The following is a 12,876-nucleotide window of genomic DNA, read 5'->3' as shown; positions in this document are numbered from 1 at the left end:
TCTAAGCCCATTGGGCTTTTGAGGCAGAGCGGGCAGCCCCGCCCCTTTGCAACCGTCCGATCGGATGATGACCTAGCCCGTTTGCGCGCAACGCTCCCTCGTTCAGACATGCCTTAAACCGTATTGTCGGCGTGCCCGCGCGCGCGCTTTCACAGCAATATCCCGGAAGACAAATCCGGGAGGAGCACCGTGCGCGTCGCCATTGTCCATTACTGGCTTGTCTCCATGCGTGGAGGCGAAAAGGTCGTCGAAGCCCTGTGCGACATGTATCCCGATGCGGACATCTTCACGCTGATCTATGACGAGAGCCGGGTTTCGGAGAAGATCCGGCGGCACCGGGTCATCCCCTCCTTTTTGCAGAAAATCCCGGGCTCGCGTCGCCACTACCAGTCGCTTCTGCCGCTGATGCCGTTTGCGCTGGAGAGCCTTGATGTGTCCGGCTACGATCTGGTGATTTCCAGCGAATCCGGCCCGGCCAAGGGCATCACGCCGGGGCCGCAGGCTACCCATGTCTGCTATTGTCACTCGCCCATGCGCTATGTGTGGGATCACTATCATTTCTACCGCGCCAATGCCGGGCCGCTGGCCCGCCTCATGATGCCGTGGATCGCGCCGGCGCTGCGCACCTGGGATGTCACCACCGCCGCGCGCGTGGACGCATTTGTCGCCAATTCGCGCCATGTGGCCGACCGGATCGGGAAATACTATCGGCGTCGCGCAACCGTGCTCAATCCACCGGTGAGCGTCGATGATTTCGCGCCGGCTGCAAATCTTGGCGATCACTATCTCGTTGCCGGCCAGCTCGTCGGCTACAAGCGGGTGGATCTGGCCGTACGCGCCTTCACCACGATGGGACGAAAGCTCGTCGTCATCGGCGAAGGGCCGGAGACAGAGGCGCTGAAGCGGCTCGCCGGTCCCACGATCATATTCCTCGGCCGCGCCCCCTTCCCGCAACTGAAGGAGATGCTGGCGACCTGTCGTGCACTCGTTTTTCCCGGCACCGAGGATTTCGGCATCGTGCCCGTGGAAGCGATGGCGAGCGGCAGACCCGTGATCGCCCATGCCAGTGGCGGCGTGCTCGATTCCATCGTGCCCGACCGAACCGGCCTTCTGTTCGAAGACCAGTCCGAGGCCGGGCTGATCGACGCCGTGCATCGTTTCGAAGCGATGGAGAGCGCCTTCCGGCCAGACCTGATCCGCCAGCATGCCGAACGCTTCAGCGACACGCATTTCAAGGCGCGCCTCCAGAAAATCATCGATGACGAGATCGCCCGGCGAAAGCCCGCGCCCGTTTCGCCGATGCCGGCGCGACGCCCGCGCACACCGCTGCACCCAAGGCTTGCCGGCGTGAAGATGCAACGGGACACCCATATGAGAAACGGAGCGTGACGGGACCATGTTTTCAGCTCTGCGCATACGCAACACAGAGCCCGACCGGGACAGCGATGCGGCGCGGTTCGCGCAGCTTCTGGCGAATCTTGAGGAACTGGAGGCGGCTTTGCGGCACGAGCGACAGGGCCTCAAGGAACGCTGCGAGCGCGTGGCGGCCACTGCCGCCTTTGCGCAGGAGCGTTTCGAGGACCACCCCCGTGAGGCACGGCTCTCCACGCAGATCGATGACATGACCTGCGCCATGAAAACCTACACGCGGCGCATGGCGGCGCTGCAACGCCAGATCGGCCTTGTCGGGCAGCTTCGGCTGATGGCGCAGAGCTTTGTCGCCGACCATGACGAGACACCGTCCTACACGCTGGCGCGATCCGAACTGCGCCACTGAACCGGCGCCAAAGCCATGCCTTTCAAAATGATTAGAGGAGAACCGCCGATACGCTGACAAGATGAAAGGCATAAGACCTAAGCGCAGGGGATTTGCACCAACGTTCTATCTGCACGGCGCGCGCGGGCTTTTATGATTTCAGGCAGTTGCAGGCATTGCACAACACAAGTCATTGGGTGTTAAGCCACCGCCTTCATTGAGGTTTTCAGGGAGGCTTTCAGGCTTGACGCAATAGATAAACGAGGCTCCGGATCGTCACGCCGAGGCAATGGCGAGGGATGTCTCCCGGTTCAAACGGAGAGGAGCGAACCGGGGGAGCGGGAGGATATGCGAAACGATGGCAGTGAGCCGGTGTCGGCCAACCAGGCACCGGACGGCGGACCAGGAAAGGTCGGTGAACCGGGCAGAATTCTCATGACAAGCAGTGGCAGTTCAGAACGCGCAACTCAACAAACCGACACAGCCGACATGCTCGCGCTCATCGAAGAGAACATTCGCACCTTCGAGCTGAGCCTGTCGGGAATGCGCGTTGTGGTTCCCGTCGACAACGGGCTTCTGGCCGCCACCGCCACCATCGCACTCATGGCCGGGGCAAGCGCCGTCACCGCCATCACCCCGCCCGCCACGCGTTTCCAGCCTGCTGAAGAAGCAGCAGACGCAACGCGTGCGCTGGCCGAAGCAGCCGGACTTGCGGACGCCCTCTCCATTGAAGAGCGCATTGACGACGAGACCTGCCGCACCACCAACATTCTGGTGAACGGCCCATCCATTCGCCCCATCACAAGGTCCCTGATCGAGCGCATGCACGAACACTCGGTCGTGGCGCTTCTCCACGAAGCATGGATGACGCTGACCGGCGAGGTGGATGTGGAAGCCTGTCTGGAACACGAGGTGCTCATTTCCGCCGTCAATGAATCCCACCCCCTCGTGGGCGGCAGGGAATACCAGAGCGCGCTTTGCCAGGCGCTTTTCAGGGATGCCGAAATTCCGCTGGAGGATGCGGACATCGTGCTCATCTGTGACAATCCCCTCTCCGACAATCTGGAACAGGGCCTGCGCCGGGCCGGTGCGCAGGTGGCTGTCGTGGCCCACGCCAACCAGATATTCGAACACAGCTGGGACGCCATCCTGCTCGCCAAGCGGCCGCATGACGAACCCCGACTGGGCATTCAGGATCTCGGCTGGATCGCCAAGAGCGCTCCCAATGCAACGGTGATCCAGTATTGGGGCGATGTGGACCGGAAGGCGGCGCGCTACTTCGAACTGAAGGTCTGGCCGCAGCGCACGCCTGGCAAGGGACAATGGGGCCTGCCGCTTGATACGCTCGGCCCCGGTCCGATGCTGCGGCGCATCACAGGCGGCCTGAAAGCGGCCCAGACCGTGCTCGCCGGCCAACCGATCGCACCGGGTGATCTGGCGCAAACCCTTACATCTCCCGACATTTTCAATGGCGATTGACATTCGCCAATCTGCGCCTCACGCCTTCGCAACTGCGAAAAACTGTGTCATATCCCTGTCGCTATCGCACGGATGCGACCCTTTCCGGATCGTCTGGCGAAAGCGAAGGGAGGAGTATATTGAGCGCCACCGCAAGAATTGCAGCTCTCACCCCGCCTGACATTCTGGCGAGAAAGGGGGGCGAACCGCTCGTCTGCCTCACCGCCTACACCACGCCCCTCGCCCGCATCGTGGACCGGCATTGCGACATCGTCCTTGTCGGCGACAGCGTGGGCATGGTTCTTCACGGTCTGCCAAGCACGCTCGGTGTCACTCTCGACATGATGATCATGCACGGGAAGGCCGTGCGGCGGGGCGTGGAACGCGCTCTGCTCGTGGTCGACATGCCCTTCGGCTCCTACGAGGAATCGCCGGAGCAGGCCTTTCGCAATGCCGCCCGCATCATGGCCGAAACGGGCTGTTCCGCCGTCAAGCTGGAGGGCGGTGAGACGATGGAAAGGACCATCCGCTTCCTCACCCGCCACGGCATTCCCGTCATGGGGCATATCGGCCTGACCCCGCAGGCGGTGAACAGTTTCGGCGGCTACAAGGTGCAGGGGCGCGGCGATGACGCCTTCCACATTCTGCGTGACGCGGAAGCCGTGGCGGACGCCGGCGCGTTTTCCGTGGTGCTGGAGAAGGTCCCGGCCGCACTTGCCGACCGGATCACCGCCACCACCCCCATCCCCACGATCGGTATCGGCGCATCCGCATCCTGCTACGGCCAGATCCTCGTCGTCGACGACATACTCGGGATGTTCGATACGTTCCGGCCGAAATTCGTGAAGCGGTTCGCAGAGCTCGGCCAGACAACGGATGAAGCCATTGCCGACTATGCGCGCGATGTGCGCGCAAGGCGCTTCCCCGCCGCCGAACATGTTTTCTCCGACACCGTCCCGGCGCTCCACAAGGGAAAGACCGAATGAGCCTCAGCATTCTCCGCACCGTTGCCGATCTGCGCGACCGGGTTCAGACGTGGCGGCGCGCCGGCGAGCGCGTAGCGGTGGTGCCCACCATGGGGGCGCTGCACGAAGGCCATCTGAGCCTGGTGCGGGCCGGCAGGGAGCGCGCGGAACGCGTGATCGTGACGCTCTTCGTCAATCCCAAACAGTTCAACAACGCATCGGATCTGGCAGCCTATCCGCGCACCGAGGCTGACGACGCGGCGAAGCTTGCGCCATTCGGCGTCGATGTTCTGTTCGCGCCCGGCGTTGAGGAAATGTATGGCAACGGCTTCGCCACTACCGTTTCGGTCTCCGGCGTGAGCGAGGGCCTGTGCGGTGCGCACCGCCCCGGACATTTCGACGGCGTCGCCACCGTGGTCAGCAAGCTTCTGCTGCAAAGCGGCGCGGACTGCGCGCTCTTCGGCGAAAAGGATTTTCAGCAGCTTCTGGTGGTGCGCCGGCTTGTCGCCGACCTCAACATCCCGACAGAGATAATCGGCTGCCCGACCGTGCGCGAGGCCGATGGGCTAGCCCTCTCGTCGCGCAATGTGCGCCTGACGCCGGAAGAACGCCGCAAAGCGCCTGCCATCGCCAATGTGCTGCAGGAAACTGCCACGCGTCTTGCCTCGGGCATGGCGGCCGCGCCGGTTCTTGAGGAGGCGCGTTCGGCACTGGAAGCTGCCGGTTTCGACCGTGTCGAATATTTCGACCTGAGGGACGCAGAAACCCTGCTTCCGATCGACCGCGTCGATCAACCCGCAAGGCTGCTCGCCGCCGCCTGGCTGGGTGAAACACGCCTCATCGACAATCTGCCGGTGATACCTCTGGGGAATTGAAGACCGGCTTTTGCTGATACGGATTTTGCAATAGCGATCACGTCACAGCTGCGTGATTTTCAATCCCAACCACTTGATTTCACAGTGATCGCCCGCCCTGCGATACTCCGCGCTTCGGCAAGTGTAAGATCGCGCCGAAGTCCGTAAAAAATCACCATCTACAGGGAGGTCGTTATGAAAACCCTCATTCTGACGGCATTGGCAACGCTGTTTCTCGCCGCACCTTCAGTCGCCGTGGAACCGATCAAGGGAAGCCTGAATTACGAAACCAGCATGTCAACGCTGGACAACACCCCTATCGGCTCGGTGACCTTCAATGACTTCTACAACAGGGGTACCCACTACCGTGAAATCTACATCGTCGGTCCGGACCGTCGCCTGAACCTGGTCAACCGCACGGTGGTCAGCGATTGATGTAACATTGTCTGTTTCCCAGCTAAAACGGCCCTGACATTCAGGGCCGTTTTTTTGTGCGCCCTGCACGCTTTTTCCTGTCCGCCCCGTCTTCATCCTTGAGACGATGGGAGAGGATGGCGGTGGCGACGGTGGTGGCCGTGGCAACGAAGACACCGAGGCCAATCAGCACATAGACGATGGTGAACATCTTGCCTGCAAAGGTTTGCGGGGAGAAGTCTCCATAGCCCACGGTCGAGATGGTGATGACCGAGAAATAGACTGCATCCAGAAAAGACCAGTCTTCAGCCCAGGAATAGAAGATCGCGGCACACAGAACGATGGTGCATGTGAAAGCCATCAGGCTCAGAACATTCCTGTCGGAAAAGGCCGCACGCACCCCCCGCCAGAGTTCCGCGATCATCCTCATTTTTCTTCGCCGTTTTGCAGCACCGCCTGCACGTCTTCGGCAAGAAGGAGTGCAATCGGCCGCGTGCCCTCAAAGTTTGCCAGAATGATTGCAAACATCGAAGTGAGCGGAATGGCCAGAATGGCGCCCGGAATGCCCCACAGGGACGACCAGAGCGCAAGCGACACAAGCACCACGAAAGGCGACATGTTGATCCGCCGCCCGATCATTCGCGGCTCCAGAGAATTGCCGACCCACATCTGCGCACCCGTGAGCAGGATCGCAACAACAACCGTCGTCTGGATCGAACCGAACTGCGCAAGCGTCAGAAGCACGGGGAAGACCACGCCAAGCAGCGACCCCACATAGGGGATGTAGTTCAAGAGGCCGATAAGCACCGCCCAGAACAGCGCAAAATCGACGCCAAACAGCTTGAGGACCGTAAAGGACATGACGCCCAGAATGACGTTCACAAGCGTTTTGACGGTAAGGTATTCGCCGATATTGCGGTTGATGTCGCGCACCATCATATGCGCCTGGCTGGCCCGCTCCTGAGGCAGGACAGCAGCGATCTTGCGCGCAAAGCCGCCACGCTCGGCCATCAGAAAGGTGGAATAGATCACGGCCATGAAGATCACGCCGGCCAGCGAGCCGACCGAGCCGATGCCGACAGCCGCAATCCGCTGCAGGTTGATCCGCCCCCAGAGCGTCTCGATCAGCGTGCTGAGATTGGGAATTTCTTCAATCTCGAAGCGGGCCGATATGCTCTCCAGCATATCCGTCAGGTTCTTCTGGTAGACGGGCAGGCGCGCCATCACCTGCTCTGCCGTGCCGACCAGAACGCTCGCCAGAAGCAGCAGCACCAGAACGAAAATCGCCAGCACAACGCCCCTGAGCGCCCATTCCGGCAACAGGCCGATCAGCGGCACCCGGGCAAGCGCCGCTGTCGCGGTGAGCAGGACATAGACGGAAATGATCGCGATGAAGATCGGCATCAGAACCGATTTCCCGACCACAAGTATCCACCCGATCAGGACCGCCAGTACGACGGCCATGACCAGTGTGGTGAAGGCACGAAGCGGATCAGCCTTTTGGAGCATGTTGTCTCAGACGCAGCGACAGAAGCACGAGTGCAGCGCCGCTTGCGAGCAGTTCGAGTGCAACGATCAGCCCGAAATTGAGGCTGAGGCCCATGAGCACGATCAGGCCGAGAACGGCCGATACGCCGCCCGCCACGAGCAGCGCGGGGAAAACCGTGTCACCGCGCAGGCTACGCCCCATCCACACCTTGCCGAGGCCCGACGCGAGCAGGAACACACCCAGCAGGACGCGCAGTATGCTGCCATCGCCAAACGGTCCGAACAGAAGCGACACGCCGAGAAAAAGCGCGGCTGCCGCCAGCAGCCCTGCGCCGGTCATCGTGCGAACATCCTTCGCCTTATAGGCTGCCCAGCCCTGAAGGGCGCCGACGATGACCAGCGCCCAGCCACCCAGCGTGATCGTCAGGTTCGAGGCCGAGTTCAGGTTGAACAGGGCAGCCAGGCCACCGACCAGCGCCACAACGCCGGCCAGGAGCCACAACATCCAGTGCTTCATTTTATCTCTCTCACACTGCCGGGCTTTTGCGGGAAAGCGCCAGCACAATCAGGGACACGCCATTGGAGATCAGTTCCACGGCGAGGAAAATGCCCAGAACGACCAGCGCCGACTGCGGGAAGTTCGCGAGAATCATGCCACCGAGCACCAGCGAGACGATGCCGGCCAGGATCATGATCCAGCGCAGACGCGAATCCGATGCGCCAATGCCCAGGAAAATGCGCATCACGCCCATGGCCAGAAGCATCGCAGCGACCACGAAGGTCAGCGAGACCATGCCGCCAAGCGGATTCGCAATCAGGCTCACGCCAACGAAAAGCAGCGCCAGCCCCAGCAGGATGGACAGAAGCCGTCCGCCCCACCCCTGATCGTTGAACACCGACAGGATCGTCAGAATGCCCACAACGATAAACACCCAGCCGGCCAGAAGCTCGGCCGTGAGCGTTGCGGCCAATGGATTGGCCAGCGCGATAAAACCACCGACAAGCGAGATAATGCCCGCGAGCAACCACCAGAACCAGTTCTTCATTTTACTCTCCTTGAGGCCGCCTAGAGCAGCCATTCCACCGGCAACCAGCCGATAACAACTGTAGCAATCTGCTGGAACCATGTAGCGCCAGGTTCTTCCTGATAGATTACCGGATCGCCCTGCCGCTTCTCCTCTACCCAGATCATCTTGTTTTCCGGTGTGAGTTCAGGCTGATAGCTTACCAGATCGAGCGGACCATCAAAGCCGGCGCTCACCTGCTGCGCCATGGACGGACTGTCGATCAGGAAACCCATCTCGCAATTCAGCATCGCCGAGCGCGGATCGAAGTTGAACGACCCGATAAAGATGCGCTCGCCATCCATCGCGAAGGTCTTCGCGTGCAGGCTCGCGCCCGAAAGCCCCAGCGGCTTCAACTGGATCGCCGATTCAGGCGTCACCCCGCCACGCAGCTTCAGCTCATAAAGATTGACGCCGGCCTCCAGAAGCTCGCGCCGGTATTTGGCATAGCCGCTGTGAACGAGAAGCACATCCGTGGTGTTGAGCGCGTTGGTCAGGATGTTCACCTGCCTGTCGGTGCGCGCCAGATCCCCGAAATAGGCGGCCCCGATCTTTCCCGGCACGAAATAGGCCGAGATCAGATCAAGCCTCTCGCGCGTTTCGCCGAGAAGCGCGCCCAGCCGCATGATCATGAGTTGATCGCGCGTGGCGATGCCCTGCCCCTTGACCGGATCGTCGGCCACGAGCTGCACATTGGTCCATTCAAGCGCCTCGCCGCCCCCGGCATAACGCGCCGCACTGCTTTCCAGTTCGGCCAGAACCGCGCGGGCTTCCTCGCTGCCCTCCACCTCCGCGACACGCGTCTCGAAGCCGGCCATATCGCCCGAACCATTGATGATCGTCTCGACGCTGAACACGGAAGCGCTGTTCCAGTATTGATCGAACACGGCCGCCGTCTGCGGCAGCACATGGCCCGTCGCCAGCACGTCCATGTCCACATAGAAGGCGTCGCCGATCTGGAAATATTCATCGCCGATGTTGCGGCCGCCGATAATCGCCGCCGCACCGTCCGCGATCAGTGCCTTGTTGTGCATGCGCCGGTTCATGCGGAAAAAGTCGAACGTATATCCGAAGAGCTTTGGCCGGCGCACCGTGGAAGGATTGAACAGCCGGATATCGAAATTCGGCAGCGTGTTCAGCGCGGCCATGTAGCCGTCGAGGCCCGGCACGCCATTGTCGTCGAGCAGGAGGCGCACCCGCACTCCGCGGTCGGCGGCCTCTTTCAGAGCCGCCAGAAGCAGGATGCCGGACGTATCGTCATGCCAGATGTAATATTGCGCATCGATGGAGACTTCGGCCCGCTCGATCAGCGCGAGCCGGCTCGCCAGCGCATCCTTGCCATCGGCCAGCGGAAGAACGCCGGTTTTGCCGGGGTGGCTTGAGGCCCCCTGCGCCATCAACCGCCCCAGCGGTGTGGCGGGATCGACCGCAATCGTCTTTTCCGGCGCGCGATTGGAAATGTCTGGAAGCGGGAACAGCAGGCGCAGAATGATCACCGCCACGGTGGCCGCGATCGCGATGGAAATCAGAGTGAGTATCACCCGCTTCATGCGCAAGGAGCTCCCGGCCGCGTGGATAGAAGCCCCAATGTATCCCAACTATATGAAGAATTGGCAAGAAACCGGCTTTGCGTGTCGAGAAACGGAATGAAAAAGGGGCTCTCGCCGGTGTGCGGGAGCCCCTTGTCTTTCTCGCCGGTGCGCCTTCGTTCAGGAGGCGAAGGCGGTCTCGTAGATTTCAGGCTTGAAGCCAAGGATGCGCTGATCGCCGAGATCCAGAACCGGGCGCTTGATCATGCTGGGCTGCTCCAGCATCAGCTTGACGGCCTTGTCGGCGTCGAGATCCGCCTTGTCCGCATCAGACAGTTTGCGGAACGTCGTGCCGGCGCGGTTGAGAACCTTTTCCCAGCCCAGCTCGCGGACCCAGGCTTCCAGCCGCTCACGGTCGATGCCGGCGGTCTTGTAGTCGTGAAACGCATGCGCAACGTCATGCGCCTCAAGCCAGGACCGCGCCTTCTTCATCGTGTCGCAGTTCTTGATGCCGTAGATCACGACAGGGTTCGAAGCGTTCATCGCCGGATCACTCCCACTCAATGGTGCCGGGCGGCTTGGACGTCACGTCGTAAACGACGCGGTTGATGCCCTTCACCTCGTTGATGATGCGGGTCGCCGCGCGGCCGAGGAATTCCATGTCGTAATGGTAGAAATCGGCGGTCATGCCGTCGACCGACGTTACCGCACGCAGCGCGCAGACGAACTCATAGGTTCGTCCGTCGCCCATAACGCCCACGGTCTGCACCGGCAGAAGCACGGCGAAGGCCTGCCAGATCGCATCGTAGAGACCGGCCTTGCGGATTTCGTCCAGATAGATCGCATCGGCGGAGCGCAGGATCTCGAGCTTCTCGCGGGTCACGCCGCCGGGGCAGCGAATGGCGAGGCCCGGTCCCGGGAAGGGATGGCGGCCGATGAAGCTGTCGGGCAGGCCGAGCTCCTTGCCGAGCACGCGCACCTCGTCCTTGAAGAGCTCGCGCAGCGGCTCCACCAGGCTCATGTTCATGCGCTCTGGCAGACCGCCTACATTGTGGTGCGACTTGATGGTGACCGAGGGACCGCCGGTGAACGAGACGCTCTCGATCACATCGGGATAAAGCGTGCCCTGCACCAGGAAGTCGGCGCCGCCGAGCTTCTTGGCCTCTTCCTCGAACACTTCGATGAACAGGCGGCCAATGGTCTTGCGCTTCGTCTCCGGGTCGCTCTCGCCTTCCAGAGCGCCGATGAAACGGTCGGAGGCGTCCACCAGGATGAGCGGGAGATTGTAGTGCTCGCGGAACATGGCGACGACTTCCGCCGCCTCGTTCTTACGCATCAGGCCGTGATCGACCAGAATGCAGGTGAGCTGATCGCCAATGGCTTCATGGGTGAGCAGCGCGGCCACGGAGGAATCGACGCCGCCGGAAAGCGCGCAGATCACCTTGCCGTCGCCAACCTGCTTGCGGATGGCTTCGACGGCCTGCTCGCGATAGGCTGCCATCGTCCAGTCGCCCTGAAGGCCGGCAATGTTGTTCACGAAATTCGAAAGAAGCTTCGCGCCATCCGGCGTGTGCACCACTTCGGGGTGGAACTGCACGCCGTAATATTTGCGCTCCTCATTGGCGATGGCCGCAAACGGCGCGCCCGTGGAGGTGCCGACAACGCGGAAGCCGGGCGGAATGGCCGTCACGCGGTCGCCATGGCTCATCCAAACCTGATGGCGCGTGCCCTTGGCCCAGATGCCTTCGAACAGCGGGCAATCGTCCTCGATTTCGAGGAAGGCGCGACCGAATTCACGGTGATCGCTGCCTTCGACCTTGCCGCCGAGCTGGGCGCACATGGTCTGCTCGCCATAGCAGATGCCGAGCACCGGAAGACCGGAATCGAAGATCACCTGCGGCGCGCGCGGGCTGCCGATATCGACCGTCGAGGCCGGGCTGCCGGAGAGGATGACCGCCTTGGGCGCAAGGCGCTCAAACGCCTCTTCCGCCGACTGGAACGGTGCGATTTCGCAATAGACTCCGGCTTCGCGCACCCGCCGCGCAATGAGCTGCGTGACCTGGCTGCCGAAATCAACGATGAGAACTGTGTCGGGATGGGATGTCGTTTTCATGGCGAGCCTTTAGAGAAAGATACGGGTGGGCGCAAGCGGGCGGGCAAAGTTTTCCCGGTGCCGAAACGCCGCATCCGGGCCTGAAGCGGCTGGTCTGTTTGTACTGAAAATCATGCAGCGCGCCATCACAAAAGCCCCTTGGCGAGGGCTTCTTCCAACTGATCCACGGCCGATGCGAGCTTCTCGTCGATGACGTGCAGATACTCCGTCCAGTCGGCCACGTGCTGCAGTTCGGCAGCGCCATCGGAGATGCCGCGCAGCGCCACCAGACCGAGACCGAAGCGCTGGCAGGCGCGCAGCGCCGCAAACGTTTCCATGTCCACCATCTCGGCGTCGATGGCGTCATAGGCCGCGCCCGAAACGATATTCGCGCCGGTCGAAAGCGTTGCCTCGCGAATGCCGGGAATGCGATGCGGCAGGGGCATGACCGCCGGATGATCGAGGAACGGCGTCACGCCCTTCTCGAAACCGAGCGGCGAGGCATCCATGTCGCGGTAGGACACGGCGGTCGCCTGATAAACCTCGGTCTGCTCCAGCGAGCGGCTGCCGGCCGAGCCAAGCGACACGAGCAGGTCGGGCAACTGCCCTTCCGCGTCAAGCAGCGCAAGCTCGGCGCCCAGAACAACGCCGGCCTCGACCGGGCCGATGCCGGTCATCAGCGGTGTGAAGCGCTTCTTGAGATGCGGGCCATATTCGGCATCCGCCGCCATCACGAAGAGAACGCGCTTGCCGGAGAGGATGGCCGGTTCCACGGGAGCCCGCGTCATCCTTCCAGCCCTTCCCGTCCGACGATGGTCATCATGGTTCCGGTCATGGTGGCGATCAACTTGGCATCTCCTTCAGAAGAATAGGCATAGGCCTGGCCGTCAGCGACAATGATGGTGCGGCCGGGCTTGGTGACCTCGCCGCGAAACAGAAAGCGCTCTCCGCGCCCCGGCGCAAGCAGATTGACCTTGAATTCGATGGTCAGCACCGCAGCATCCACCGGCATCAGCGAAAAGGCGGCATAACCGCAGGCAGAATCGAGCGCTGTCGAAATCACGCCCGCATGCAGAAAGCCGTGCTGCTGGGTCAGCCCTTCGGCATGAGGCATCTCGATCTCGACAATGCCCGGCGTCACGAGCGTCAGCTCCGCGCCGATGGTCTGCATCATCTTCTGGCGGGCAAAGCTTGCGCGCACCCGCGCTTCGACATCCGTGGGATTGGTCTCGTTGGGATTGGTCCCGTTCATAAGC

Annotated in this window: 15 protein-coding genes; 6 read left to right on the top strand and 9 right to left on the bottom strand. The window is 61.9% G+C overall.

Annotated elements, in window-relative coordinates; all coding sequences use genetic code 11:
- The first annotated feature begins 189 nt into the window (after positions 1 to 189).
- The 6 genes from NDI72_RS00155 (at position 190) to NDI72_RS00130 (ending at position 5,468) form a co-directional block, all read left to right on the top strand.
- Positions 190 to 1,389: a glycosyltransferase gene (locus tag NDI72_RS00155; RefSeq protein WP_283799209.1), complete on the top strand. Its 1,200-nt coding sequence runs from the start codon at positions 190 to 192 to the stop codon at positions 1,387 to 1,389.
- Positions 1,390 to 1,396: 7 nt separating this feature from the next.
- Positions 1,397 to 1,777 (top strand): hypothetical protein, encoded by a 381-nt coding sequence (locus tag NDI72_RS00150; protein WP_283799208.1) that lies wholly within the window; start codon positions 1,397 to 1,399, stop codon positions 1,775 to 1,777.
- A gap of 468 nt (positions 1,778 to 2,245) precedes the next feature.
- The gene (locus tag NDI72_RS00145; protein WP_283799207.1) at positions 2,246 to 3,235 is read left to right on the top strand and encodes a hypothetical protein; all 990 of its coding nucleotides are present in this window, start codon (positions 2,246 to 2,248) and stop codon (positions 3,233 to 3,235) included.
- A gap of 119 nt (positions 3,236 to 3,354) precedes the next feature.
- Complete coding sequence (panB, locus tag NDI72_RS00140) at positions 3,355 to 4,200, top strand: 3-methyl-2-oxobutanoate hydroxymethyltransferase (RefSeq protein ID WP_283799206.1); 846 nt, start codon at positions 3,355 to 3,357, stop codon at positions 4,198 to 4,200.
- Entirely contained in the window at positions 4,197 to 5,054 is an 858-nt protein-coding gene (gene panC, locus NDI72_RS00135) for a pantoate--beta-alanine ligase (protein WP_283799205.1), read from the top strand. Before panB ends, panC begins: the two co-directional genes overlap by 4 nt.
- 174 nt (positions 5,055 to 5,228) lie before the next feature.
- Positions 5,229 to 5,468: a hypothetical protein gene (locus NDI72_RS00130; RefSeq protein ID WP_206545789.1), complete on the top strand. Its 240-nt coding sequence runs from the start codon at positions 5,229 to 5,231 to the stop codon at positions 5,466 to 5,468.
- Positions 5,469 to 5,508: 40 nt separating this feature from the next.
- Here the strand turns inward: NDI72_RS00130 and NDI72_RS00125 are convergent, their stop codons facing one another.
- The 9 genes from NDI72_RS00125 to NDI72_RS00085 all read right to left on the bottom strand — a co-directional run bounded on the left by NDI72_RS00125 (position 5,509) and on the right by NDI72_RS00085 (position 12,872).
- Positions 5,509 to 5,877, bottom strand: a complete 369-nt coding sequence (locus tag NDI72_RS00125) for a potassium channel family protein (protein WP_204360789.1) — start codon at positions 5,875 to 5,877, stop codon at positions 5,509 to 5,511.
- Positions 5,874 to 6,956, bottom strand: coding sequence for an AI-2E family transporter (locus NDI72_RS00120; RefSeq protein ID WP_206545788.1), 1,083 nt, complete (start codon positions 6,954 to 6,956; stop codon positions 5,874 to 5,876). Before NDI72_RS00120 ends, NDI72_RS00125 begins: the two co-directional genes overlap by 4 nt.
- Positions 6,940 to 7,452 carry an HdeD family acid-resistance protein gene (locus NDI72_RS00115; RefSeq protein WP_113154446.1) on the bottom strand — a complete coding sequence of 171 codons (513 nt, stop codon included), beginning with the start codon at positions 7,450 to 7,452 and terminating at the stop codon, positions 6,940 to 6,942. The genes NDI72_RS00120 and NDI72_RS00115 overlap by 17 nt, the downstream gene beginning before the upstream one ends.
- A gap of 10 nt (positions 7,453 to 7,462) precedes the next feature.
- Complete coding sequence (locus NDI72_RS00110; protein WP_222473826.1) at positions 7,463 to 7,981, bottom strand: HdeD family acid-resistance protein; 519 nt, start codon at positions 7,979 to 7,981, stop codon at positions 7,463 to 7,465.
- A gap of 20 nt (positions 7,982 to 8,001) precedes the next feature.
- Positions 8,002 to 9,549 carry a phospholipase D family protein gene (locus NDI72_RS00105; protein ID WP_113154444.1) on the bottom strand — a complete coding sequence of 516 codons (1,548 nt, stop codon included), beginning with the start codon at positions 9,547 to 9,549 and terminating at the stop codon, positions 8,002 to 8,004.
- A 159-nt stretch (positions 9,550 to 9,708) separates the two neighbouring features.
- Positions 9,709 to 10,071, bottom strand: coding sequence for an ArsC family reductase (locus tag NDI72_RS00100; protein WP_206547198.1), 363 nt, complete (start codon positions 10,069 to 10,071; stop codon positions 9,709 to 9,711).
- A 7-nt stretch (positions 10,072 to 10,078) separates the two neighbouring features.
- The gene (guaA, locus tag NDI72_RS00095; protein WP_113154442.1) at positions 10,079 to 11,641 is read right to left on the bottom strand and encodes a glutamine-hydrolyzing GMP synthase; all 1,563 of its coding nucleotides are present in this window, start codon (positions 11,639 to 11,641) and stop codon (positions 10,079 to 10,081) included.
- Positions 11,642 to 11,766: 125 nt separating this feature from the next.
- Positions 11,767 to 12,408 (bottom strand): 5'-methylthioadenosine/S-adenosylhomocysteine nucleosidase, encoded by a 642-nt coding sequence (locus NDI72_RS00090; protein WP_206554094.1) that lies wholly within the window; start codon positions 12,406 to 12,408, stop codon positions 11,767 to 11,769.
- Positions 12,405 to 12,872 (bottom strand): PaaI family thioesterase, encoded by a 468-nt coding sequence (locus NDI72_RS00085; RefSeq protein ID WP_113154440.1) that lies wholly within the window; start codon positions 12,870 to 12,872, stop codon positions 12,405 to 12,407. The genes NDI72_RS00090 and NDI72_RS00085 overlap by 4 nt, the downstream gene beginning before the upstream one ends.
- Positions 12,873 to 12,876: the final 4 nt, after the last annotated feature.

This window comes from Nitratireductor sp. GZWM139, from assembly GCF_030068685.1.
Lineage (GTDB): Bacteria > Pseudomonadota > Alphaproteobacteria > Rhizobiales > Rhizobiaceae > Nitratireductor > Nitratireductor aquimarinus.
The sequence above is the reverse complement of the archived record's forward strand: the minus strand, read 5'-3'. Positions and strand labels throughout refer to the sequence as shown.

Bases quoted from the DNA above. Each gene is read 5' to 3' on its own strand.
- NDI72_RS00150 (WP_283799208.1), top strand. From the start codon at position 1,397: ATGTTTTCAGCTCTGCGCATACGCAACACAGAGCCCGACCGGGACAGC.
- NDI72_RS00145 (WP_283799207.1), top strand. From the start codon at position 2,246: ATGCTCGCGCTCATCGAAGAGAACATTCGCACCTTCGAGCTGAGCCTG.
- panC (WP_283799205.1), top strand. From the start codon at position 4,197: ATGAGCCTCAGCATTCTCCGCACCGTTGCCGATCTGCGCGACCGGGTT.
- NDI72_RS00130 (WP_206545789.1), top strand. From the start codon at position 5,229: ATGAAAACCCTCATTCTGACGGCATTGGCAACGCTGTTTCTCGCCGCA.
- NDI72_RS00125 (WP_204360789.1), bottom strand. From the start codon at position 5,877: ATGAGGATGATCGCGGAACTCTGGCGGGGGGTGCGTGCGGCCTTTTCC.
- NDI72_RS00120 (WP_206545788.1), bottom strand. From the start codon at position 6,956: ATGCTCCAAAAGGCTGATCCGCTTCGTGCCTTCACCACACTGGTCATG.
- NDI72_RS00115 (WP_113154446.1), bottom strand. From the start codon at position 7,452: ATGAAGCACTGGATGTTGTGGCTCCTGGCCGGCGTTGTGGCGCTGGTC.
- NDI72_RS00110 (WP_222473826.1), bottom strand. From the start codon at position 7,981: ATGAAGAACTGGTTCTGGTGGTTGCTCGCGGGCATTATCTCGCTTGTC.
- NDI72_RS00105 (WP_113154444.1), bottom strand. From the start codon at position 9,549: ATGAAGCGGGTGATACTCACTCTGATTTCCATCGCGATCGCGGCCACC.
- NDI72_RS00100 (WP_206547198.1), bottom strand. From the start codon at position 10,071: ATGAACGCTTCGAACCCTGTCGTGATCTACGGCATCAAGAACTGCGAC.
- guaA (WP_113154442.1), bottom strand. From the start codon at position 11,641: ATGAAAACGACATCCCATCCCGACACAGTTCTCATCGTTGATTTCGGC.
- NDI72_RS00090 (WP_206554094.1), bottom strand. From the start codon at position 12,408: ATGACGCGGGCTCCCGTGGAACCGGCCATCCTCTCCGGCAAGCGCGTT.
- NDI72_RS00085 (WP_113154440.1), bottom strand. From the start codon at position 12,872: ATGAACGGGACCAATCCCAACGAGACCAATCCCACGGATGTCGAAGCG.